23 protein-coding genes and 2 pseudogenes are annotated in these 21,530 nt (G+C 72.7%); 15 read left to right on the top strand and 10 right to left on the bottom strand.

The window, feature by feature from the left end:
* A pseudogene (locus ABFX51_RS07775) lies at positions 1-654 on the top strand (hypothetical protein); the annotation flags it as partial.
* Here the strand turns inward: ABFX51_RS07775 and ABFX51_RS07770 are convergent.
* The 4 genes and pseudogenes from ABFX51_RS07770 to ABFX51_RS07755 all read right to left on the bottom strand — a co-directional run bounded on the left by ABFX51_RS07770 (position 644) and on the right by ABFX51_RS07755 (position 3,142).
* Positions 644-1,003 carry a darcynin family protein gene (locus ABFX51_RS07770; RefSeq protein WP_346053120.1) on the bottom strand — a complete coding sequence of 120 codons (360 nt, stop codon included), beginning with the start codon at positions 1,001-1,003 and terminating at the stop codon, positions 644-646. The pseudogene ABFX51_RS07775 and the gene ABFX51_RS07770 overlap by 11 nt on opposite strands.
* A complete protein-coding gene (locus ABFX51_RS07765) occupies positions 979-1,611 on the bottom strand; it encodes a Rossmann-fold NAD(P)-binding domain-containing protein (protein WP_346053118.1) in 633 nt (210 codons plus the stop codon). The genes ABFX51_RS07770 and ABFX51_RS07765 overlap by 25 nt, the downstream gene beginning before the upstream one ends.
* Before the next feature lie 65 nt (positions 1,612-1,676).
* A pseudogene (locus ABFX51_RS07760) lies at positions 1,677-1,739 on the bottom strand (hypothetical protein); the annotation flags it as partial.
* A 2-nt stretch (positions 1,740-1,741) separates the two neighbouring features.
* The gene (locus tag ABFX51_RS07755) at positions 1,742-3,142 is read right to left on the bottom strand and encodes an MFS transporter (protein WP_346053122.1); all 1,401 of its coding nucleotides are present in this window, start codon (positions 3,140-3,142) and stop codon (positions 1,742-1,744) included.
* A gap of 129 nt (positions 3,143-3,271) precedes the next feature.
* Here ABFX51_RS07755 and ABFX51_RS07750 point away from each other — a divergent pair, with 129 nt between their 5' ends.
* The 5 genes from ABFX51_RS07750 (at position 3,272) to ABFX51_RS07730 (ending at position 7,295) form a co-directional block, all read left to right on the top strand.
* Positions 3,272-4,168 carry a LysR family transcriptional regulator gene (locus tag ABFX51_RS07750; RefSeq protein ID WP_346053116.1) on the top strand — a complete coding sequence of 299 codons (897 nt, stop codon included), beginning with the start codon at positions 3,272-3,274 and terminating at the stop codon, positions 4,166-4,168.
* Between the two features lie 57 nt (positions 4,169-4,225).
* Positions 4,226-5,236 carry an alpha/beta hydrolase family protein gene (locus ABFX51_RS07745; protein ID WP_346053115.1) on the top strand — a complete coding sequence of 337 codons (1,011 nt, stop codon included), beginning with the start codon at positions 4,226-4,228 and terminating at the stop codon, positions 5,234-5,236.
* A gap of 165 nt (positions 5,237-5,401) precedes the next feature.
* Complete coding sequence (locus tag ABFX51_RS07740; protein ID WP_346053113.1) at positions 5,402-6,148, top strand: glycosyltransferase; 747 nt, start codon at positions 5,402-5,404, stop codon at positions 6,146-6,148.
* 69 nt (positions 6,149-6,217) lie between these two features.
* The gene (locus tag ABFX51_RS07735; RefSeq protein ID WP_346053111.1) at positions 6,218-6,910 is read left to right on the top strand and encodes a hypothetical protein; all 693 of its coding nucleotides are present in this window, start codon (positions 6,218-6,220) and stop codon (positions 6,908-6,910) included.
* 34 nt (positions 6,911-6,944) lie between these two features.
* On the top strand, positions 6,945-7,295 hold the full coding sequence (locus ABFX51_RS07730; protein WP_346053109.1) for a DoxX family protein: 351 nt from the start codon (positions 6,945-6,947) through the stop codon (positions 7,293-7,295).
* Here ABFX51_RS07730 and ABFX51_RS07725 read toward each other — a convergent pair.
* Complete coding sequence (locus ABFX51_RS07725; RefSeq protein WP_346053107.1) at positions 7,287-7,679, bottom strand: alpha/beta fold hydrolase; 393 nt, start codon at positions 7,677-7,679, stop codon at positions 7,287-7,289. The two genes, ABFX51_RS07730 and ABFX51_RS07725, sit on opposite strands and share 9 nt — an antisense overlap.
* A 369-nt stretch (positions 7,680-8,048) precedes the next feature.
* Here ABFX51_RS07725 and ABFX51_RS07720 point away from each other — a divergent pair, with 369 nt between their 5' ends.
* The 3 genes from ABFX51_RS07720 to ABFX51_RS07710 are packed head-to-tail and all read left to right on the top strand — an operon-like array spanning position 8,049 to position 10,693.
* The gene (locus tag ABFX51_RS07720; RefSeq protein ID WP_346053105.1) at positions 8,049-8,372 is read left to right on the top strand and encodes a hypothetical protein; all 324 of its coding nucleotides are present in this window, start codon (positions 8,049-8,051) and stop codon (positions 8,370-8,372) included.
* A 54-nt stretch (positions 8,373-8,426) separates the two neighbouring features.
* Positions 8,427-9,308: an AAA family ATPase gene (locus ABFX51_RS07715; RefSeq protein WP_346053103.1), complete on the top strand. Its 882-nt coding sequence runs from the start codon at positions 8,427-8,429 to the stop codon at positions 9,306-9,308.
* Complete coding sequence (locus tag ABFX51_RS07710) at positions 9,305-10,693, top strand: vWA domain-containing protein (RefSeq protein WP_346053101.1); 1,389 nt, start codon at positions 9,305-9,307, stop codon at positions 10,691-10,693. The genes ABFX51_RS07715 and ABFX51_RS07710 overlap by 4 nt, the downstream gene beginning before the upstream one ends.
* 3 nt (positions 10,694-10,696) lie before the next feature.
* Here ABFX51_RS07710 and ABFX51_RS07705 read toward each other — a convergent pair whose 3' ends face one another.
* Complete coding sequence (locus ABFX51_RS07705; protein ID WP_346053099.1) at positions 10,697-10,972, bottom strand: winged helix-turn-helix transcriptional regulator; 276 nt, start codon at positions 10,970-10,972, stop codon at positions 10,697-10,699.
* 82 nt (positions 10,973-11,054) lie between these two features.
* Between ABFX51_RS07705 and ABFX51_RS07700 the strand changes: the two genes are divergently transcribed.
* From ABFX51_RS07700 to ABFX51_RS07680, 5 genes are all read left to right on the top strand, one after another.
* Positions 11,055-11,522: a mycothiol transferase gene (locus ABFX51_RS07700; protein ID WP_346053097.1), complete on the top strand. Its 468-nt coding sequence runs from the start codon at positions 11,055-11,057 to the stop codon at positions 11,520-11,522.
* Positions 11,512-12,072, top strand: coding sequence for a TetR/AcrR family transcriptional regulator (locus ABFX51_RS07695; RefSeq protein WP_346053096.1), 561 nt, complete (start codon positions 11,512-11,514; stop codon positions 12,070-12,072). The genes ABFX51_RS07700 and ABFX51_RS07695 overlap by 11 nt, the downstream gene beginning before the upstream one ends.
* Positions 12,073-12,140: 68 nt before the next feature.
* The gene (gene ku / locus ABFX51_RS07690; RefSeq protein ID WP_346053094.1) at positions 12,141-12,986 is read left to right on the top strand and encodes a non-homologous end joining protein Ku; all 846 of its coding nucleotides are present in this window, start codon (positions 12,141-12,143) and stop codon (positions 12,984-12,986) included.
* A 64-nt stretch (positions 12,987-13,050) separates the two neighbouring features.
* Positions 13,051-13,254, top strand: a complete 204-nt coding sequence (locus ABFX51_RS07685) for a hypothetical protein (RefSeq protein WP_346053092.1) — start codon at positions 13,051-13,053, stop codon at positions 13,252-13,254.
* A 76-nt stretch (positions 13,255-13,330) separates the two neighbouring features.
* The gene (locus tag ABFX51_RS07680) at positions 13,331-14,509 is read left to right on the top strand and encodes an FAD-dependent monooxygenase (RefSeq protein ID WP_346053090.1); all 1,179 of its coding nucleotides are present in this window, start codon (positions 13,331-13,333) and stop codon (positions 14,507-14,509) included.
* Here the strand turns inward: ABFX51_RS07680 and ABFX51_RS07675 are convergent.
* The 3 genes from ABFX51_RS07675 to ABFX51_RS07665 are packed head-to-tail and all read right to left on the bottom strand — an operon-like array spanning position 14,475 to position 19,678.
* Complete coding sequence (locus tag ABFX51_RS07675; RefSeq protein WP_346053088.1) at positions 14,475-17,486, bottom strand: AfsR/SARP family transcriptional regulator; 3,012 nt, start codon at positions 17,484-17,486, stop codon at positions 14,475-14,477. The genes ABFX51_RS07680 and ABFX51_RS07675 overlap by 35 nt on opposite strands.
* A gap of 9 nt (positions 17,487-17,495) precedes the next feature.
* Positions 17,496-18,389 (bottom strand): 2-hydroxyacid dehydrogenase, encoded by an 894-nt coding sequence (locus tag ABFX51_RS07670; RefSeq protein ID WP_346053086.1) that lies wholly within the window; start codon positions 18,387-18,389, stop codon positions 17,496-17,498.
* Positions 18,386-19,678 (bottom strand): MFS transporter, encoded by a 1,293-nt coding sequence (locus ABFX51_RS07665; RefSeq protein WP_346053084.1) that lies wholly within the window; start codon positions 19,676-19,678, stop codon positions 18,386-18,388. The genes ABFX51_RS07670 and ABFX51_RS07665 overlap by 4 nt, the downstream gene beginning before the upstream one ends.
* Before the next feature lie 102 nt (positions 19,679-19,780).
* Between ABFX51_RS07665 and ABFX51_RS07660 the strand changes: the two genes are divergently transcribed.
* Positions 19,781-20,521: an IclR family transcriptional regulator gene (locus tag ABFX51_RS07660; RefSeq protein WP_346053082.1), complete on the top strand. Its 741-nt coding sequence runs from the start codon at positions 19,781-19,783 to the stop codon at positions 20,519-20,521.
* Between the two features lie 402 nt (positions 20,522-20,923).
* On the opposite strand, the gene ABFX51_RS07655 is transcribed toward ABFX51_RS07660, so the two are convergent.
* Entirely contained in the window at positions 20,924-21,274 is a 351-nt protein-coding gene (locus ABFX51_RS07655; protein WP_346053080.1) for a VOC family protein, read from the bottom strand.
* Between the last annotated feature and the right edge of the window lie 256 nt (positions 21,275-21,530).

Below are 21,530 nucleotides of genomic sequence, written 5' to 3'. Positions count from 1 at the left end.
GAACATCCTGCACCGCAAGCAAAGCCGACACGCCAGCCCATTCTGAACTGTTCACTAAGGCGGACGACGTCGGGTTTCGCCGCGCTGGGCTTGTGCTGGGTGGCGGGTCTGGTGGCGTTCCTGCTGCTGGTGCGGTCGGGCGTGGTGCCGGGCGAGACCTACGGGGCGTGGTTCACGGTGCTCGGGGCGTGGCAGATGATCTGGTACGTCGCGTTGCGCGGCTGGCCGTTCGCCAGGATTCCGCGGCGGCCGGTGCGCCTGCTGACGGCGAACGTGGCGGTCGTGGCGTGTGCCTGGGGCACGTACCTCGTGGGGGCCCAGGTGGCGGAACCCAGCCGGATCACCGCCGTGGCGGGGGCGTGCATCGCGTCGGTGCTGGTGGTGTCGATGCTGTTCGAGGCGTGGCCGGCGGTGCTGCTGACGCCACTGCCCGGCCGCACGCTGGCGCTGGTGGCCGTGGCGGTGCTGACCGTGGTGCTGTCGTGGTTGTTCCGCGTTGTCGCGGAGGCCGCAGGCGTGTCCCAAGTGGACGGTTGGGTCACCCATGCGCTGCTGAACTCGCTGAGCCTGGCGGTGATCCTGCACGTCGCCGTGTGGCGCCGCGTGCTGGGACCGGCACTCCGGCGGCCCCAGCACGCGGAGGTCAGGCGCTGATGCTCGTCGGCGCCCGGGTGCCGTAGTTCCTGGCGTACCCGTTCTCGACGCCGACGAGGAGTTCGACGACCTCGAAGTACTTGTCCCAGAACGGCGTTTCCCGCAGCGCCTCGACGACGAGCTGGTACGACTCGTGGTCCTGCGCCTCCCACATCCACACGTCGGTGACGCCGGCCGAGTAGAACTCGGTGTCGAAGAAGCGCGACCGGACTCCCCGCGCCTTGCTCTTGATCACGGGTACGACCTCGTTCTCGAAGGCTGCCACGCGCTCCTCCACGGTGAGGCGCAGCCACTCGGGCGTCGTCTTGACGAGCATGAACGCGGTCACGTTGGCTTCGAACTCGGACATCGGTTCTTCCTTTCAGACGTAGGTGCCGAAGTCTTCGGCGAGCGTCGGGCCGCTGGGGACCCAGCCGAGCAGCGCACGCGTCGCGTGCCGAAGAACCGGTGCAGCCGGCCGAAATGCTCACCGGCTTCGTCCGCGGTAAGGGACACGACGGGCAGGCCGAGCACCTGCCCGATGGCGGTCGCGATGGCGCGGGTGGGGATCGCGGCTTCCGCGCTGGCGTGCAGGACCGTGCCCGCCGCGACCTTGTTGTCGAGCGCCAGTCGCACGACCCGCCCCGCGTCGCTCCGGGAGATCGCCGCCCAGCTGTGGGTTCCGTCGCCGATGTAGGCCGATTTGCCCTTGGCGCGGGCGATCCCGACGAGCCCGGCCATGAACCCGTTGTCCCCCGGGCCGTGCACGGTGGGCGCGAACCGCACGACGACCGTGCCGACCCCGCGCTCGGCGAATTCCAGCGCGAGGTTCTCGCTGCCGCCTCGCGACGACTCGACGCCGTGGAACGGCGAAGGGTCCTGCTCGGTGGCGACGCGGCCGGGTGCGATGGAGTACAGCCCGGACGCGAGGACGAACGGCCGGTACGAACCAGCGAGCACCTCTCCGATCGCCTGCACCGCCGGGCGAGTGCGTCCGCGGAGGCGTCCGAGCGGGCGAGCCCGGTGATCTCGTGACCCCCTTCGAGGAGGTGGTCGACGGTGGCGGAGCCGATCCAGCCGGTCGCCCCGGTGATGAAGATGTGCATGGTCAGGACCCTTTCCTGGTTTGCGGGACGACGAGCGCCCCGAGGACGAGCACAGCCACCCCGATCACCAGCAGCCCCGAATCCGCGGCCGAGACGAACGCGGCCACGACGTCCGGAGCGCGTCCGGGTGCTTCGGCGAGTGCCTGTGCCACGGTGTGCGCCCTGCGGAGGTCCGGGGGCAGCGCGGCGGTGAACCGCGCGGTGAGCACGGTGCCGATGACCGCCACGCCGAGCGCGCTGCCGAACTCGCGGGTGGTCGCTTGCAGCCCCGTGCCGACGCCGGCCTGCGCCGGGGGCAGTGACCCGGCGATCACCCCGGAGAACGTCGGAAGCGCCAGCGTCACCCCGATCCCGGTCATGACGAGCCACGCCGCGTAGCCGAGGTACGGCGTCTCCGTGCCGGTGAACGACAACCCGAGCAGCCCTCCGCCGACGAACAGGAACGCGAGCGCGACGGTGGCCATGAGGCCGATCCGCGCCGACAGGCGCCCGACGTGCCGTCCGCCGAGGATGATCGGCAGCGTCAGCGGCACGATCCCGAGTCCGGTCAGCAGCACGCCGAACCCCTTGCCGTACTGGAGGAACGACGCGTTGACGTAGAACAGCGCGAACATCCCGAAGAAGATCACGGTCATGCCGAGGCACGCCCCGCGCAGGCCGCGGAGGCGGAACAGCCTCGGGTCGAGCAGCGGGTGCTCGACCCGCAGTTCGACGATCGTCCACACCGCGAACAACACCGCGGCCGCGACGAAACCGATCACGACGACGGGGCTGCCCCACCCGGCTTCCGGCCCCTGCACGATGCCGAGCAGCAACGCCACCGACGCGGCGACGAGCAGCACCGCGCCGAGCGGGTCGAGGCGGCGGTCGTGCCGTGGCGACACCGGGGCGATGCGCCCCACGACCGCGGCGAGCACGAGCGCGACCGGCACGACCGCGGCGAACAGCCAGCGCCACGACCCGCCGGTCAGCACGGCACCACCGCCGACGTTGCCGATGACCCCGCCGATGCCCGTCATGGACGCCCAGGTCGCGATCGTCGGACCCCGGCGTTCGGCGGGCACGGCGTGCAGCAGGACGGCCAGCGTGTTGGGCAGCACGGCGGCGGCGCCGATGCCGGTGACGGCGCGTCCGGCGAGCAGCACGGCGACGTCCGGTGCGATCGCCGAGACGAGCGCGCCCGCCGCGAACAGCACCAGTCCGGCCAGCAGGACTCCCTTGCGCCCGAAGCGGTCTCCCGCCGCGCCGCCGGGGATCACCAGGCAGGCGAAGAAGACCACGTAGGTGTCGACGATCCAGACGAGCGCCGATGCGGACGGGTGCAGCGTGCTCGCGGCGAGTAGGGGCACCGCGAGGTTGATCGCGGCGACCATCCCGACGACGAGCACGACGCACGTGCACATGAGGGTGAGCAGGCCTCGTCGGGTCTTTTCCGGTGTCATCAGGTTGAGCGGCATGGGATCGACGGTAGGAATCCGGCGGGTGCTCGCGCCACGCAACTTTGGCAAGGAGTCTTTGCGTAGGATGCAACTGTGTACGGGGACCTCGACCTGAACCTGCTGCGCGTGTTCGACGCGGTGCTCCAAGAGGGCAGCGTGACCGCCGCCGCCGAGCGCCTCCACCTGTCCATCCCGGCGACGAGCCGCGCGCTGGGCAGGCTGCGGCGGGCGATGAACGACCCGATCCTGGTGCGCGCGGGACGGGGGATGGTGCCGACGCCGTTCGCGCTGCGCACCGCGCCGCGGGTGCGTTCGCTGCTGGACGAGGCGTCGGCGTTGATCAGCGCCGATCGCGAGGTCCCGGTCGCCGAACTGAACCGCACCTTCACGATCCGCATCAACGACGGTGTGGCGGCGACGCTCGCGACGGCGGCGGTGGAGGCGGTTTCCGGGGCCGCTCCGGGCGTGACACTGCGCTTCGTCGCGGAGGGCAACGAAAGCACGGAGGCCCTGCGTGACGGTTCGGTCGACCTCGATATCGGCGTCGGCGAGCCGGGTGCGCCCGACCTGCGGACGGCCCCGCTGTACCGGGAACGCCTGGTGGGCATCGTGCGCGCCGACAGCCCGCTGGGGCGCCACCGCCGCCCGACGCTCGCGCAGCTGTGCCGCTACCCGCACGTCTCGGCCTCACGCCGAGGCCGGTCCCGCGGGCCGCTGGACGACGCGCTGGAGGCTGCGGGCCTGCACCGGCACGTCGCCGCCGTGGTGCCGACGTTCGCGGTCGCCGTGCTGCTGGTCGCGTCGAGCCACTACGTCGGGCTGGTCCCGTCGCGGCTCGCGGAGCAGTACGGCCCGCCGCTGGGAATCCGCCCGTTCCCGGTGGGGGTCGACCTCCCGGCGGTAGACGTGCGCCTGAGCTGGCACGCCCGCCTCGACGCGGACCCGGCGCACCGGTGGCTGCGCGACACGATCCGGGCGGCGGTGGGCTGAGGAAACCAGGGATGTTCCGGATGTGCCGGAGTGGCGGCGGTGGCCACACTCGGTCCCGTGCACCCGACCACGCTTCGCCTACCCGAGCCCACCGGCCCTCACCCGGTCGGCGCGACGGCCCTGCACCTGGTGGACCACAGCCGCAACGATCCGTGGCTGCCGGTGGACCAACCGCGGGAGCTGATGCTCACCCTGTGGTTCCCCGCCGCCGCTCCCGGGCACCGGCGGAACGGCTACCTGACGCCGCTGGAGTCGGAACTCGTGCTGCGGGCCGGTCGCGTGGTGGGGCTGCCGCCCGGCATCCTGAGCACGACGCGGACCCACGCCTACGACGACGTGCCGATCGGCGACCGCACCGGTCCGCTCGTCCTGCTGTCGCCCGGCTTCGGCAAACCCCGCGCCACCCTCTCCGGCTTGGCGGAGGAGCTGGCGAGCCACGGCTACCTCGTCGCGGGGAACGACCACACGCACGAGAGCGCGGCGACCACCTTCCCCGACGGCCGCCTCGCGACCTGCCTGGCGGGGAACTCCGGGCGTGAAAAGGCTTTCTGGGAGAAACTGGTGGCGGGCCGCGCCGCTGACGCCTCCTTCGTGCTCGACGAGCTGACTCGCGACCTCGCACCGTCCGGCGTCGCGATGGCCGGTCATTCCGTGGGCGGCGCGAGCGCACTCACCGCCGTGTCAACGGATCCGCGGATCCAGGCCGGTGTCAACATCGACGGCTCCGTGCACCCCGAGCTGGTCGAACCCGGTCTCGCGACGCCGTTCCTGTTCCTGGGGCGCGCGGCGCAGTACACGCGGGGCAGCGGACCGGCCGCCGACACGTGGGAGAGCGCGTGGACGTTGCTGACCGGCTGGAAGCGGTGGTACACGGTGCGCGGCGCGCTGCACGCCTCGTTCACCGACATCGGCCTGCTCGCGGAACAGGCTGGCCTGGACGCGGGCGCGGCCTTGCCGGCGGAGCACGTCGCCCGCCTCACGCGCGACCACGTGCGGGCGTTCCTCGACCTCCACCTGCTGGGGAAACCCGTGCCACTGCTGGATTCCGGGGAGCTCGTGCACGGCTGAGCTCCGCCGCGGCGGGCAAACGCCCTGGACCAGTCCTGGGCATCACCCCGGCCCGCACAACGTCAAGGGCACCGCCCGCTTCCTCGCCTACCGCGACTGGGCGGGGATGCGGGTGCGCTGCCGGTAGGGATCAGTGCCGGGACACCCTCCTGACAGGATGGTGCCGTGCCGACGATCAGTGTCATCAGCGCCGTTCACGCCGGTGCGCGTGATTACCTCGCCGACGCTTACGAATCGCTGGTGAAGCAGGAGTTGCCCGACGGCTGGAGCTGGGAGTGGTGCTTGCAGGAGGACGGTGACACGGGGCTGGCCGAGCGCGTCCTGCCGCCGGACGAGCGGGTGCTGATCGGTCACGGGCTGCCCGGCCGCGCCGCCGTCGCGCGCACCATGGCGCTGACCCGCGCGACCGGCACGGTCCTGCGCACCTTCGACGCCGACGACGTGCTCCTGCCGGGTGCGCTCGCCCGGGACATCGCAGCGCTGGGCACAGCGGCCTGGTGCACGTCCGCCGCACTCGACCTGCTGCCCGACGGGACGACCGTGCCCGGACCGTACGACCCGCCGGACGGCCCGGTCGAACCCGGCCGCTTCCTCGCCGAGCAGCGCGAGGACCGCCTGTCCGTGCTCGCGGCGACGTTCGCGGCCCACACGGCGCTCGTGCGGGCACTCGGCGGCTGGCCCGCGCTCACCGGCGCCGAGACGATCGGTCTCCTCCTCGCGGCGGAGGCCGTGGCACCGGGCGTGTTCATCGCCGAGCCCAGCACCTTGTACCGCACGCACTCCACGCAGACCACGGCGTCCGGACGCTATTGGCGCGCCGAGGAATCCGCCACCCGCCTCGACGCCGTCCTGGCGCGGGCGGAAGCCCTGCGCGAGACGGGGTGGCGGTGGCGCCCGGCGCGGTACAGCTGAACCGCTGGTGTCCGGAAGGGACGAAGCGCTAGCGTGACCCCTGATCAACCAAGCAGGGGGAGCCCTTCCATGACCTATCCGCCGCAGCCTGGGCAGCCGGGACCGTACGACCCGCAGCAGCAGTACCCGGGCCAGCAATATCCGCAGCAGCAGTACCCGGGCCAGCAGTACCCGCAGCAGCCGTACCCGCAGCAGTGGGGACAGCAGCCCCAGCAGCCGTACCCGCCGCAGCCCGGCTGGGGCGCGCCGCAACCGGGTGGCGAACCGCCGCGCCGCACCAGCAAGGGCCTCATCGCCGCGATCATCGCCGGCGTGGTGCTGCTCGTCGGGGGCGGCGTCACCGCGATCGTGCTGCTCACCGGCGGCGACGACGACAAGCAGCAGGCCGCGCCCGCGCCCCAGCCGTCGTCGAGCGCGCCCGCGTCGCCGAGCGGCAAGCGCACCCCCAGCAGCTCGTCGGGCAGTTCCGCGGGCAAGGCGACGCCGGAGGAGCTGCAGGACGCGATCCTCGACGCCTACAACACGCGTGTCGTCTCGAAGTTCCCGCCGTTGTCGTGCGTCCCGATGAGCGCCAGCGAGACCCAGGAGCTGCAGTCCATCCTGGACAAGGTGCCGCCGCAGGTGGTCTACTCCGCCGCCGGTGCGCCGCAGGTCACCGGTACCACCGGCACGCTCACTCTGCAGGCTTCGGCCGCAGGCAACTCCCGTTCCTTCCCGATGCCGATCAAGAAGTCCGGCTCCGGCTGGTGCATGAGCGGCTGAGCGCCGGAAAACCCGTTCCCACGGAGGTGTCCCCTTGACCGTCGCCTACGTCGCCGTCGCGGTGCTGCTGTCGATCGCGCTCGTCGGTTCCGGCATCGCGAAGCTCACACGCGCCGACCAGGTCGTGACCAGCCTGACGGGCATCGGGGTGCCGCTGGGGCTGTTCCCGTTCCTGGCCACGTGCGAGTTCGCCGGCGCGGCCGGGCTGCTCGTCGGGATCTGGTGGCCGCCGCTGGGCATCGCCGCGGCGATCGGCGTGGTGCTGTACTTCGTGGGCGCGGTGGGGGCGCACCTCCGCAAGCGGGATTTCGGTGGCCTGTCCGCCCCAGTGGTCCTGCTGCTGGTCTCCGCGGCCGCGCTCGTCCTGCGGCTGCTGTCACGCTGAGTCGAGCGTGGGCGCGGTGATCTCGCCGAGCCGCCCGGTGACGTCCCACTGCGCGGCCGCTTCGACGAGTGCTGCTTCGCCCGGCGCGCGAGCCCGCTTCGGCGCGAGCGCGAACCCGGCCAGTGCCGGCAGCCGCACGGGACCGTGGGCGACCAGGCGGGTGGCGACGCGCGCCGGGGACCGCCCCTGGCTTTCCAGCGCCATCACCCGCCGCAGGTCCCGCATCCCGGACCCGTCGATCCGGCTCGCCGCGACGCAGACCACCAGCCGCCGCACGACAGCGGGGTGGTCCAGCGCCAGCTGGAGTGCGGTGGTCCCGCCACCCGAGACCCCCATGACGTCCACCGGCTCGCCGAAGCGGCTCGCAACGCCGTCCCGTGCCACGCCGCCAGGTCGGCGACCGTCATCCCGGCCGGAGGTGCCACCGGGCGGTGGATCAGGTGGACCGCGCGCCGCGGTCCCTTCGCGAGGGCCGCGGCCGACCAGGCCGCCGAGCGCGGTACCCGCTGGGACAGGTCCGCTCCCCGGCCCAGCCCGGGCAGGACCACAAACCGTCGTTCAACCGTTCACCGCGCACGTCCGGAGAACGGCGCCCCGGGCAAATGGCTCCGTCCTGCGACCCCTGTCACTCTGAGTCATTCCGACGCCCGTGACACCTTGTGATCATCGAACGCGTGTTCTAATGTCGGGAGATGCCGGGCCGGCCGGGGGAAGCGGCCGGCCCGGCGTCGGCGTCAGGGGTAGGGAGAGCACGTGGAGCGGCCGCCGTGGGTGCGTTCGGTGTCGCCGCCGCGGCGGGTGTGGGTCCAGGTCCGGCGCCTGTTCAGGCCGAGTGTGGACGACTACGGCCCCCGCAACCCCGCCGCCCTGCGCGTCGAACCCGAGGTGCCGGGGATGCTGCACGAGTGGATCCAGCGCGAGGAGGGCGGCTGGCTCGGCATGGTCACCTTCCAGCTCGTCTCCGCCGACGAGCAGTGGTCACTCACGGTCACAGTTCCGGTACCGGCGCAGCTCATCCGTCGCCGGGGGATGACGCGCCGTGATCGGCTGCGCGACGAGCGCCGTACCCACGGGTAGTGACGTTGCGCACGCCATCGGGGGCCTGGCGGCGTGCGCCCCGACAATGGAGCGATGCAGGAACCGTTGTTCGGCTCCGTGGACGAGGTCGTCGAGCGGCTGGCCGCCGTCGGCTACCTGGCGTCCACCCCCGTCGCGACCACCGTCTACCTCGCCGACCGGCTCGGCAAGCCGCTGCTGGTCGAGGGGCCCGCGGGCGTGGGCAAGACCGAGCTGGCCCGCGCGGTCGCGGAGGCCACGCGCAGCGACCTCGTCCGGCTCCAGTGCTACGAGGGCATCGACGAGGCCAGGGCGCTGTACGAGTGGAACCACGCCAAACAGCTCCTGCGCATCACGGCCGGCCGCGACGAGGGCTGGGAACAGGCGCGCGACGAGGTGTTCAGCGAGGAGTTCCTGCTGCCCCGCCCGCTGCTCAAGGCCATCCGCAACCCCGACCCGACGGTCCTCCTGATCGACGAGACCGACAAGGCGGACGTCGAGATGGAGGGCCTGCTGCTGGAGGTCCTCGGCGACTTCCAGGTCACCGTGCCCGAGCTCGGCACGATCACCGCGGCGCGCCGCCCGTTCGTCCTGCTCACCTCCAACGCCACCCGCGAGCTGTCCGAGGCGCTCAAGCGGCGCTGCCTGTTCCTGCACCTGGACTTCCCGTCGGCGGAGCTGGAGCGCGACATCGTGACGCTCAAGGTGCCGGAGCTGGACGCGCGGCTGACCGAGTCCGTCGTGCGCGTCGTCGGCGCGTTGCGGGAGCTGGAGCTGCGCAAGGCGCCGTCCATCGCGGAGACCGTGGACTGGGCGCGCACGCTGCTCGCGCTGGGCGCGGAAACCCTCGACGAGGAGGTCGTCGAAGCGACGCTCGGGGTGCTGCTGAAGTACCAGAGCGACCACCGGAAGGCAGCCGCCGAGCTGCGGCTGGACCGGCTGACGGCGTCGTCGTGAACGCGCTGGCCGGCCGGCTGGTCGAGTTCGTCGGTGCCCTGCGGGAGCACGGGATCGGCGTCGGGCCGGGCGAAACCGTCGACGCCGCCGCGGCTGTCGACGTGCTGGGGCTGGCCGACCGCGAACAGCTCCGCGCCGCGCTCGCCGCGACGCTGCTCCGCCGGTCCGGGCAGCGAGCCACCTTCGACGCGTTGTTCGACCTGTACTTCCCCGTCGCCGTGGGATCCGCCGAAACCGCCGCGGAAACCACGGACCTGGCGGAGCTGCGGGAAGCACTCGTCGAGGCGCTCGCGCACGGCGACGCCGAACGCATGCGGGCGCTCGCGGCCGCCGGGGTCGACGTGTTCGGGCAGTACGGCTCGTTCGGCCAGGGCGGCCAGGGTGGCCAGGGTGGTGGCAGCGGCGGGATGAGCGGCTGGTCCGCCTACCAGACGCTGGAACGCGTGCGGCCCGACGCGTTGCTCAACCGCGTGCTCGCGGCGATCCGCGGCGCGCAGGGCGACGGGCTCGGGGAAGCGCTTGCCCGGCAGGAGGCGCGCTCGCGCATCGCCGCGTTCCGCGAGCAGGTGCAGGCCGAAGCCCGCCGCCGCACGGCCGAATACCGCGGCCGCGAACGGATCGCGCGGCACGCCGTCGCCCCGCAGACCGATCTCGTGAGCTTCACCAACGCCAGCACGGCGCAGCTCGCCGAGCTGCGGCGCACCATCCAGCCGTTGTCCCGCAAGCTCGCCACGCGGCTCGCGAACCGCCGCCGCCGCGCCCGGCGCGGGCAGATCGACCTCCGCCGCACGCTGCGCCGGTCCCTCGCGACCGGCGGCGTGCCGATGCGCCCGGTGCTGCGCGAGCGCAGGCCAGGGCGGCCGGAACTGGTGCTGTTGTGCGACATGTCCGGTTCGGTCGCGGGCTTCGCCCAGTTCACGCTGCTGCTCGTGCGAGCGCTCGCCGACCAGTTCAGCAAGGTCCGGACCTTTGCCTTCGTCGAGCTGACCGACGAGATCACCGACCTCGTCACCGCCTCCGCCGCCGATCCCGAGGCGCTGGCACGCCGCATCCTGACCGAGGCGAAGCTGACGCGCTGGGGCATGAGCAGCGACTACGGGGATTCGCTCGGCAGTTTCGTCGAGGGCTGGGCGGAGGCCATCGGCCCGCGCACGTCGGTGCTGATCCTCGGCGACGGCCGCACCAACGGCGGGGACCCGAACCTCCCCGCGGTGCGGGAGATCGCCGACCGCGCCAAGCACGTGCACTGGCTGAACCCCGAGCCGCGATCAGCTTGGGGCACAGGCGATTCGGCCGCGCTGCGGTACGCCCGCGTCGTGCCCATGCACGAGTGCCGGAACCTGCGGCAGCTGACCCGGCTGGTCACCGAGCTGCTGCCGGGCTGAAGTTCAGGCGTGCAGCTCGCCCTCCCACTTCGCGTTCCACTCCTGCAAGGGCTGCAGTGCGCTCACCAGTTCCTCGCCGAGCGGGGTGAGGCGGTAGCGGCCGGCGTCGCCGGTGATCAGCCGTGCCCCGATCAGCTCGGTCAGCCTGCTGGACAGCACGCTCGACGACATGTTCCCGCACCGGCGCTGCATCTCGCGGAAACCGGCCGGGCTGGAGCTGAGCTCCCAGATGATCCGCAGCATCCAGCGGCGCCCGAGCAGGTCGATCGTGCTTCTCATGCGCAACAGCATCCACGGTGCGGGCCGTTCCAGGAAGGACGGTGGCGTAACGTCCTGGTGACCGACGAGTGAGGGGTGCGGGATGATCACTGCCGAGGAGTTCCTGTTCTTCACCGACCGGGCCCTCGACGGCATGGTGGCCGTCGTGACGGAGCTCGGTGACGACCTGGTGAACGAGCGTCCGGGTCCGCCGCAGACCAACTCCCCCTACGGCATCGTCACCCACTGCATCGGCGTGCTCGACTTCTGGGTCAGCCGGATGGTCGCCGGGCGGCAGGTGGAGCGGGACCGGGAGGCGGAGTTCCGCGCCACCGGGAAGGTCGCCGACCTCGTCGCGCGCGTGGAGCGGGCGAAGCGGCAGCTGCACGAGGACGTCGCGGCGGCGGACCCGCGGGGTCCGCTGCGGGAGCCGTCGCCGCAGAAGTACCGCGACACCCCGGTCGGCCGGACGCAGGCCGCCGCGTTGCTGCACGCGTACGAGGAGCTGGCGCAGCACCTCGGCCACCTGGAGCTGACCAGGGACGTGCTCCGTGTCCACAATGGATCCTGACGTCGCCAGGGACAGGCTGCTGGACGCCGCGGAGGAGCTGTTCTACGCCCGCGGCGTCCAGACCGTGGGCATGGACGACATCCGCGCGGCGTCCGGTGTCTCGCTCAAGCGGCTCTACCGGCTCTTCCCCGCCAAGGAGCAGCTGGTGGAGGCGTACCTGGAGCGCCGGGACACGACCTGGCGCGCCCGGCTCGCGGAGCACGTCGAGCAGCACGACGACCCGGTGCGGCGGATCCTCGCCGTGTTCGACTGGCTGGAGCTGTGGTTCGCCGAGCCCGGCTTCCGCGGCTGCGCGTGGATCAACTCCTACGGGGAGCTGGGGGCGGTGTCGGCGGCCGTGACGCGGCAGGCCCGTCACCACAAAGAGGCATTCCGGACCTACCTGGAGGAACTGGTCGCCGCGGCCGGGCTGCCCGCCGAACTGGCTGGTCAGCTGCTGCTCCTCGCCGAAGGGGCCATGGTCACGGCGGGGATCTTCGGCCGGACGGACCCCGCCGCGCACGCCCGGACGGCGGCCGCGGCGCTGCTCGGCGCACGCGGGCGCAACTAGTCGGGACGCGATTCCCCGCGTACGGTGTGACCAGGGCTTATGTCGCCACCAGCGGGAGGGCACTCGCGATGCGATCGATGTGGAAGGGCTCCGTTTCGTTCGGCTTGGTCACGATCCCGATCCAGCTGTACGCGGCCACGGAGAACAAGAACCTGTCCCTGCGCCAGGTGCACGAGAGCGACGGCGGCCGCATCCAGTACAAGCGGTTCTGCTCGCTCGAGGGCGTCGAGGTGCCCTACGGCGAGATCGCGAAGGGCTACGAGCTCGACGACGGCGAGATGGTCGTGCTGACCGACGCCGATCTCGAAGGGCTGCCGCTGTCCAGCTCGAACGTGATCGACGTGCTGGAGTTCGTGCCGCTGGAGGCGATCGACCCGCTGCACTACGACCGGCACTACTACCTCGAACCGCAGAAGACCGCGATCAAGCCGTACGTGCTGCTGCGGGACGCGCTGCACAAGTCCCAGAACGTGGCGATCGCCAAGGTCGCGCTGCGCCAGCGGGAGACGCTCGCGCTGCTGCGGGTGCACGCGGACGTGCTGGTGATGACCACGATGCTGTGGCCCGACGAGGTCCGCACCCCGGACTTCGGCTTCCTCGACGACGACCCGCCGCAGATCCGGCCGCAGGAGCTGAGCATGGCGGGTTCGCTCATCGACTCCCTCACCGAGCCCGTGTTCGACCCCGGCAAGTACACCGACAGCTACCGCGAGGCGCTGGAATCGCTGATCGAGGCGAAGGTCGCGGGCGAGGACACCCGCAAGCCGCGGAAGAAGACCGCGAAGTCCGACGTCGTGGACCTGATGGCGGCGCTGGAGGCGAGCGTGTCCGAGGCGAAGAAGGCCCGCAAGCCCGCGGCGCGCAAGGCGCCGGCGAAGAAGCCCGCGGCCAGGCGTTCCCCCAAGAGTGCCTGAACTCTCGCGCGACACGCCGCACCCCGTCCCACGGTCTCGTCCCGCGGGGTGGTAGCAAGGCCTCATGGAGTGCCCTAACTGCGTCGCCGACCTGGACCACTGCCACGGCACGCTGATCGTGCACACCGACGAGGTCGTGGAGTGCAGCGAACCCGGCTGCCGCGACTTCGACCGGGTGCGGCACACGTTCGTCGTGACGTGCGAAGAGGTCGACGGCGACTGCCACTGCACGGCTTCGCTGATCGAGGAGTACGCCCAGGCGTCCTGACCGTCAGCGCACGGTCAGCCGCCGGTCAGCGCTCTCGTCGAAGCTCGGTCCCATCGAGACGACGAGAGGGGCTGACATGCACATCCTCATTTCCGGCGCCAGCATCGCGGGTCCGTCACTGGCGCTGTGGCTCGGCCGCCACGGCCACCGGACGACGGTCGTGGAGCGGGCGCCCGCGTTGCGCGAAGGCGGGCAGGCGGTCGACTTCCGCGGCAACCAGCTGGAGGTCCTGCGCCGGGCCGGGCTGCTGGACGAGGTCCGGCGCCACCGGACGGACATGGGCCCGCTGGTGGCGCTCGACGAGACCGGTCGGCACGTCGCCGCACTACCGCCGGAGTTCATGAGCGGCGAGGTCGAGATCCTGCGTGGGGACCTCAGCCGCGTCCTGTACGACGCGACGAAGGACCGGACCGAGTACGTCTTCGGCGACTGGATCACCTCCCTGCGTGAGGACGCCGACGGCGTGGACGTCACCTTCGCCCACGGCGCGCCCCGGCGGTTCGACCTCGTGCTCGGCGCCGACGGGCTGCACTCGGGGGTGCGGGCGCTGACCTTCGGACCCGAGACGCGGTTCCGCACCGACACCGGCTACTCGTTCGCGGGTTTCTCCGCGCCCGATCACCTGGGTCTCGACCGGAAGGCCCTGATGTACAACGTGCCCGGGCGAGGGGTGATGGTCAGCGGCATCCGCGGGACCGGCCGGATCGGCGTCGGCTTCTGGTTCCGCGCCGAGGGGCTGGAGTACGACCGGCACGACGTCGAGCAGCAGAAGAAGATCGTGCACGACCTGTACCGGGACCTCGGCTGGGAGGTGCCGAAGCTGCTCGAAGCCCTGCGGGACGCCGAGGAGGTGTACTTCGACTCCACGTGCCAGATCCACCTGGAGCGGTACACGCGGGGCAGGGTCGCGCTGGTGGGCGACGCGGCGTGGGGCGCGGGCCCCGGCGGCGGCGGAACGGGCTTGGCGATGATGGCGGCCTACGTCCTGGCGGGCGAACTGGCCGCGGCGGGCGGTGACCACCGGGTGGCGTTCGCGCGGTACGAGCGGGAGGTGCGGCCCGCCGCCGAGGCCGGGCTGAAGCAGGCCCGCAACGCGGGCTCCTTCCTGGCACCGGAAACGGCGGCGAAGATCCGCGGCCGCAACCGGACGTACCGCATGCTGTCCCGGCAGCCGATGCTGGCGCTGTTCCTGTGGCTCACCGTCCGGGCGGCGAACAAGCTCAAGCTGAAGGACTACCCCGCAGGTAGGCCCTGACCTCGGCGTACGACATGCGGCGGCCCCGGTCGACCTCCTCCGCGGCGAGACGGGCGCGGAGGAGGTCCACCTCCGGATCACCGGCGAGCGGAGTACCGCGCAGGCCGTCGGCGATACCGAGCAGGCGGGCGGCCCGGGGTGGATCACCTTCGGCGAGCGCCAGGGGAGCCGCACCGGCGACCGCCGCGACGAGGTCGTGGCGGAACCGGCGGTCCAGCGTCAGCTCGATCGCCTGCCGGTGCCACGCCCGGGATTCCGCCAGGTCTCCTCTCGCTTCCGCGATCCGCCCCAGCGCGGTCAGCACCCGGGCCCGCGCGCCCGTGCTCTGCCAGCCCGCCCCGCACTCGCCGAGCGCCTGGTCCGCCCAGCGCCGCGCCTCGGCGAGATCGCCACGCAGCCGGGCCAGTTCGGCGAAGCCCAGGTGTGCCAGCGCCAGCGTCGCCGGGACGCCGACGAGCCGCGCCAGCTCGGCCGAACGTTCGTAGTCCGCCCGGGCGGCCGCGGGATCGCTGTGCCGCAGCCGGTCGGCACGCCGGCACCACAGCTCCGCCAGCTCCTCCCGCGCGCCGAGCTCGGCCACGAGCGCGATCGCCTCGTCCGTCAGCGCCAGCGACCGTTCGCGCTCACCGGCGAACTCCGTCAGCGTCGCGAGGCCGTCGAGTACCTGCGCCGTCCCCCAGCGGTCGCCCACCCCGCGGAAGAACTCCAGCGCGGTCGAGAACTCGCGCTCCGCCCCGGCCAGCCGTCCGTCGAACAGGTCCAGGTAGCTCAGGGAGAAGTGCGCCAGCGCCCGCACCCACGGATCGCCGCTGTCGCGGAGCCGGTCCGCGACAGCGGGCGGGGGCTCGTCGGGCGGGCCGCTGAACAACGCCCAGGCGACCAGCAGGTACGGCAGGCGCGGTGCGCCCGGCAGCGAGTCCATGATCTCCTCGACCCGCCGGAAGTGGTCCTCCACAGTGGACGGACCGGCGATGAGCACGGTCAGCGCGTACTCCTCGGCCAGCCCGTCCGGCACCGTGTCCAGCCTGCCGAGCAGCCGCGCCGCCTGCGGTGCCACCTCGCTGAGCGTCCCCCGCAGCCACCAGTAGCACGACAACGCACCGATCAGCTCCAGCGCCAGCCGGACGTCCGCGCCGACCGCCCAGCGCAGCGCCGCGTGCAGGTTCGCGTGCTCGGCCGTCAGCCGGGCGAGCCAGGTCAGCTGCTCGGCGCGGCGCAGGTGGGGATCCGCCGTCCGCGCCAGGCCGAGGAAGTGCTCGGCGTGCGCGCGGGAGAACCGCTCGTGCTCACCGGCCTCCGCCAGCCGCTCCGCGCCGTACGCGCGGATTGTTTCGAGCAGCCGGAACCGGCCGTCTTCGGCCTCCAGCAAGGACTTCTCGACCAGCCCGGCGAGCAGGTCGTCCACTTCGGACACCTCGCACACCACGGCGGACTCCACCGTGGCGCCGCCCGCGAAGACCGACAGCCTGCGCAGCAGCTCCTGTTCGGCCGGGTCGAGCAGGTCCCAGCTCCAGCCCACCACCGCACGCAGCGTCTGGTGCCGGGGCGCGGCGGTGCGACTGCCCCGGGAGAGCACGCGGAACCGGTCGTCGAGCCGGGATTCCAGCTGTGCCAAGGGGATCGTGCGCAGCCGGGCGGCGGCCAGCTCGATCGCGAGCGGCAGGCCGTCGAGCGCGGCGCAGATCCGGCGCACGACCTCCTCGTCGAGCACGGCGCCCGGCGCCACGGCCGCGGCCCGTTCGGCGAACAGGGCGGCCGCCGGTGCCAGGTCCAGCGGCGGGAGCGGGCACAGCACCTCGCCGGGGATGCCGAGTGCCTCCCGGCTCGTCGCCAGCACGCGGACTCCCGGGCAACCGGTCAGCAACCGTTGCAGGAGCGCGGCCGCATCGTCGACCACGTGCTCACAGTTGTCGACGATCAGCAACAGACTTCGGGCGGTCAGCGCCGCGACCGCCCGCTCGACCGCGTCCGTCTGCCCCGGGGCGCCGAACAGGCCGCTCTCCCGCAGCCCGAGCGCGTCGAGGAGGGCGTGGGGCACCTCGGATCCGTCCCGCAAAGGAGAGAAATCGACAAAGCACGTCTCGCCGCCGTGCTGGACGCCCGCTTCCACCGCCAGCCTCGTCTTGCCCGCGCCGCCCGGACCGGTGAGCGTGACCAGCCGTGCCCGCGCCAGCAGTTCACCGACGCGGGCGAGTTCGGCTCGGCGGCCGAGGAAACTCGTCAACGGGGTGGGTACCGGCCTGGTCCGCACGGGTTCCGCACGCAGCACCGCCAAGTGCGCGTCGGCGAGCTCGGGGGAGGGATCGGCGCCCAGCTCGTCGGCCAGGGTGCGGCGCGTGTCCTCGAAGACCGTGAGCGCCTCGGCCTGGCGGCCCGAGCCGTTGAGGGCGCGCACGAGCAGGGTGGCCGGCCGTTCGCGCAGCGGGTGCGCGGAGACCAGTTCGCGCAGTTCGGGCACCAGGGCCGCCGCGTCCCCCAGTGCGAGCCGCGCCTCGGCGCCGTCCTCCGTGGCGGACAGGTGCAGCTCTTCGAGACGTACCCGCTGCCCTTCCGCGAAGGGGGCTTCGACGTCGGCGAGCGCTACGCCGCGCCACAACGCCAGGGCGCTCTCCAGCAGCTCCGCGGCCTTCGCGTGATCACCGGTGTCGAGCGCTTCGCGTCCTTCGCGGGCCAGGCGCGTGAAGCGGTGTACGTCGACGTCGTCGGGCTCCACCGCCACGCGGTACCCACCCGGCCGCAGCTCGACGAGATCGGAGCCGAGAGCCCGCCGCAGGCGTGAAACCTGGGCTTGGAGCGCGTTCGCGGCGCCCTCGGGCGGCTGCTCGCCGTACAGCCCGTCGATCAGCCGGTCGGTGCTGACGACCCGGCCTGCATCGAGCAGCAGCAGTGCGAGCAGCGCGCGCACCCGCGGGCCACCGACGGCGACGACGGTCCCGCCGGTGGTCACCTGCGTCGGACCGAGGACGGCGAACCACACGCAGCCAAGTTAGCCCACGAGGTTGGCCAGCGTCTCACCCTTCGCGAACCGCACCAGCTGCTGTTCCACCAGGCGCTTCGCGCGCGGGTAGAAGGAGGCCGAACCACCCGCGACGTGGGGCGTGATGATCGCGCCCGGCAGCGTCCACAGTGGATGTTCAGACGGCAGCGGTTCGGGGTCCAGCACGTCGAGCGCGGCCCGCACCCGGCCTTCGGCCACGGCCGTCGTGAGCGCTTCGGTGTCGATCGCCGTGCCACGCCCGACGTTGACGACCAGCGCGTCCTGCGGCAGCGCGGCCAGCTCACGGGAGCCGAGCAGGCCACGGGTGCCCGGCGTGTCGGGCAGCACGAGCACCACGATGTCCGCGCCGGGCAGCAACTCCGGCAGCTCGTCGATGCTGTGCACACCCTCGCGGGCGCGGCTGGCGACGCGGACCACCTCGGCTTCTCCGGCGACGAGGTAGCGCTCGATGGCCTTGCCGATCGAGCCGTAGCCGACGAGCAGGACCCGGCAGTCGGCCAGCGACCGCGTGTGCTCGCGCGCCCACGAACCCTCGGGCTGCTGGCGGAACCAGCGCGGCAGGTCGTGCTGCGCGGCGAGGATCAACGCGAGCGTGTGCTCGGCGACGCTCAGGTCGTGCAGGCCGCGGCCGTTCGCGAGCTGGACGCCCTCGGGGATGAGCGGCAGCAGGTTGTCCACACCCGCGGACAGCGCCTGCACGGCCTTCAGCGACGGCAGCCGGGGGATCAGCTTCGGCGGTTCCGGGCCGGAGTCGTAGGGCAGGACGTAGAACTCGATCCCGTCGAGGCCCTCCGGCGGCGCGCCGCTGCCGTCGTAGTACGCGGCCTCCAGCTCCGCGGGAACGGCCAGATCGGTCCAGGGCAGCAGCACTCGTGCGGTCATGCGACCTTCGCTTTCGGGTTGCGGACGGCGAACAGGATGACGGCGGACGCGGCCATCGTGCCCGCCAGCATCAGGAAGGCAGCGGCGTCGCTGCCGGTGGCGTTGCGCAACCAGCCCACCAGATACGTGCCGAGGAAGCCACCGAGGGCCCCGGCGGCGTTGACCAGTGCGACGGCGACACCGGCGGTGCGGCGCGGCAGCAGCTCGGGGATCATCGCGAAGAACGGGCCGTACGGCGCGTACATCGCGATACCCGCCAGCACCAGCAGCGCGAACGACAGCCAGAAGGCGTTGTGCCCGGCGAGGTACGAGCCGTAGAACGTGATCGCCCCGGCCAGCAGCCACGGCCACGCGTAGCGACGGCGGAGGCGGGTGCGGTCGGACGCGCGCGAGTTCAGCAGCATCGCGACGACGGCGAAGAAGTACGGGATCGCCGACAGCAGGCCGGTCGCGCCGATGCCCGCGGACGACCCGGCCTTGACGATCGAGGGCAGCCAGAACACGAAGCCGTAGACGCCGATGCTCCACAGCAGGTACTGCGCGGCCAGCACGAGCACCGTGGGGGAGCGCAGGGCGTCGACGAGCGGGTGCCGCCCGCCGGGTTCCGCCGTGCGCGCGAGTTCGGCCTGCTCGGCGGTGATGGCGCCGTCCACGGCGTCGCGTTCGGCCGGGGCGAGCCAGCGCGCGTCGGCGGGCCGGTCCCGCACCTGTGCGCGGAAGACGAACGCCCAGACCAGCGCGGGCAGGCCCTCGATGATGAACATGCCGCGCCACGACGTCGCCTCGATGAGGTAGCCGGAGACGGCGGACAGCCACATCACGGTGACCGGGTTGCCGAGGATGAGGAAGGCGTTGGCGCGTCCGCGTTCCGCCTTCGTGAACCAGCGGGCGAGCAGCACGACGAGCGCGGGCAGGACGGCCGCCTCGACCGCGCCGAGCAGGAAGCGGACGACGATCAGCGCGGTGACCGAGCTGAGCAGGCCCTGCAGGGTCGCGAGCACGCCCCACGCCAGCACCGACCAGAAGATCAGGTCGCGCACGCTGCGGCGGTCGGCGTAGAGCACGCCGGGGACCTGGAGCAGGAAGTACCCGGCGAAGAAGGACGCCCCGACGAGCCCGGACGCCGAGCTGGTGAGGTGCAGGTCCTCGGCCATGCCACCGGCCGTCGCGATCGAGAAGTTCGAGCGGTCGAGGTAGGCGAGGCTGTAGGTGACGAACACGATCGGGATCAGGCGGAGCCAGCGTTGCCTGCCCAGTGTCGTCGCCTCGGCCACCGGTGCGCTCTCCATGTCGGCCTCCTTGCCGTGCTTTCCGTCATGTGGAAAGCTCTTCCGCGATGTGGTGTGCTTTGCAGTGTGGAACCTTGCCCGGGCGACGTCAAGGGGTGGTTGATGGCTGACATGGTGGGGAAGGCCCTGCACGTGCTGTCCCTGCTCGGTGAGCATCCCGAGGGAGTGGGCCTGTCGGAGCTGGCGCGGCGGGCGGGCTATCCGGTGAGCACGACGCACCGGCTGCTGAGTTCGTTGCAGGACCACGGTTTCGCGCGCAGTGATCCGGGCTCGAAGCGGTACGCGCTGGGGTTGCGGCTGTTCGAGCTGGGGCAGCAGGTTTCGCACGCGCGGGGGTTCGCCGGGGTCGCGTTGCCGGTGCTGCGGGCGCTGACGGAGCAGACGGGCGAGCCGACGCTGATGGCGGTGCTCGACGGGCACCACCAGGTGTACGTGCATTCGGTGCAGGGGCCGCGGCAGATCCAGATCCGGGGTGAGCCGGGGAGGCGGGGGCCGCTGCACTGCACGTCGATGGGCAAGTGCCTGGTCGCGTTCGCGCCGCACCGGGAGGAGCTGGTGGCGTCGCTGGAGCTGGCGGCGCTGGCGCCCCGGACGATCACGTCGCGGGCGGAGTTCGCGCGGGAGATCGAGTCGGTGCGGGCGCGCGGGTACGCGGTGGCGGACGAGGAGCACGAGGTGGGCATCCGGGCGGTCGGCGTGCCCGTGCTGGGCCCCGACGGCTGCGCGATAGCGGCCCTGTCCACGGCGGCGCCCGCGTACCGGACGAGCGTGGCGGAGCTGGAGGCGTTCGTCCCGGCCCTCCGCGCCGCGGCGCGGGAGCTGGGGGCGGTGCTGCCGCGGTGAGGTGCGGAGGTGTTGAGGCGGGGGTGGTCCTCTGGTGGTGGCGAGCGTGGCGCACCGTTCGTCCTTGAAGTGGCCGCCTTCTACCGCGGGTTCGGCACCGCTCCGGCCCGGTCCGCTGGCCCCGCGCCGCTCCGGTCCGGCCCGCTGGCCCCGCGCCGCTCCGGTCCCGTGGACCCTGCCTCACCTCAGCCTGCCGCCCTGCGGAGCCCGCCCGCTTAGCCCGGTCCCGCGAGCCTCGCACCGCCCCGCCCGGGGGACGGGCCCACCGCCCCTCCGGCCCGCCCCGCGGGCCTCAAATCACCTCAGGCCGTCACCCCGCGATCGGCCTCGCCACGCGAGAGGCCCGGCCTCCCGGGAACCCCGCCCGCCCCGACCGCGCCCCACATCGCGCGAGGCCCGGCCTCACTCACCTTCCCCGACGCAGAACTCGTTCCCCTCCGGGTCGGTCAGTACCGTCCACCTCATCCCGGGCGCCTCGTGCTCCGCGACGACCTCCGCGCCCAGCCCGCGCAGCCTCGCCACCTCGCCCTGCCGGTCGGGCGTCGCCAGGTCCAGGTGCAGCCTGTTCTTCCCCGCGCGCTCCTCGGGCACCCGCTGGAACCCCAGCCGCACGCCGCCGTCCCGCGCGGGCGTCAGCACCAGGAACTCACCCCAGTCGTGGTCGACCCGCACGCCGAGCGCCCCGCACCAGAACGCCGCCAGCCGCCGCGGGTCGGCGCAGTCCACCGTCACCATCGCCAGTTCCAGGATCATGCCCGCAGGCTAGGCGGACCCACCGACAGTTCCAGCCCGCAGGCGAGGCGCCCGGGCAGGCGCTCCCGGCCGCTCGCGCAGGTTGGGCGCGCACCCCGGCACATCGGATGCCCCCGCGGGCCAGGCCGACCCCACCGCCAGCCGCACCCGGCGGCCCGGCAGGCCCAGGCGCACCTGCCGCCAGCCGCACCCCGCCGCCCGGCAGGCCACGGCCGACCCCAGCCGCCGACCCCAGCCGCACCCGGCCGCCCGGCAG

The organism is Amycolatopsis dongchuanensis (assembly GCF_039542405.1).
In the GTDB taxonomy this organism is placed as follows: domain Bacteria; phylum Actinomycetota; class Actinomycetes; order Mycobacteriales; family Pseudonocardiaceae; genus Amycolatopsis_E; species Amycolatopsis_E sacchari.
Note: the sequence above shows the minus strand (reverse complement) of the source record. Positions and strands in the feature narration are given on the sequence as shown.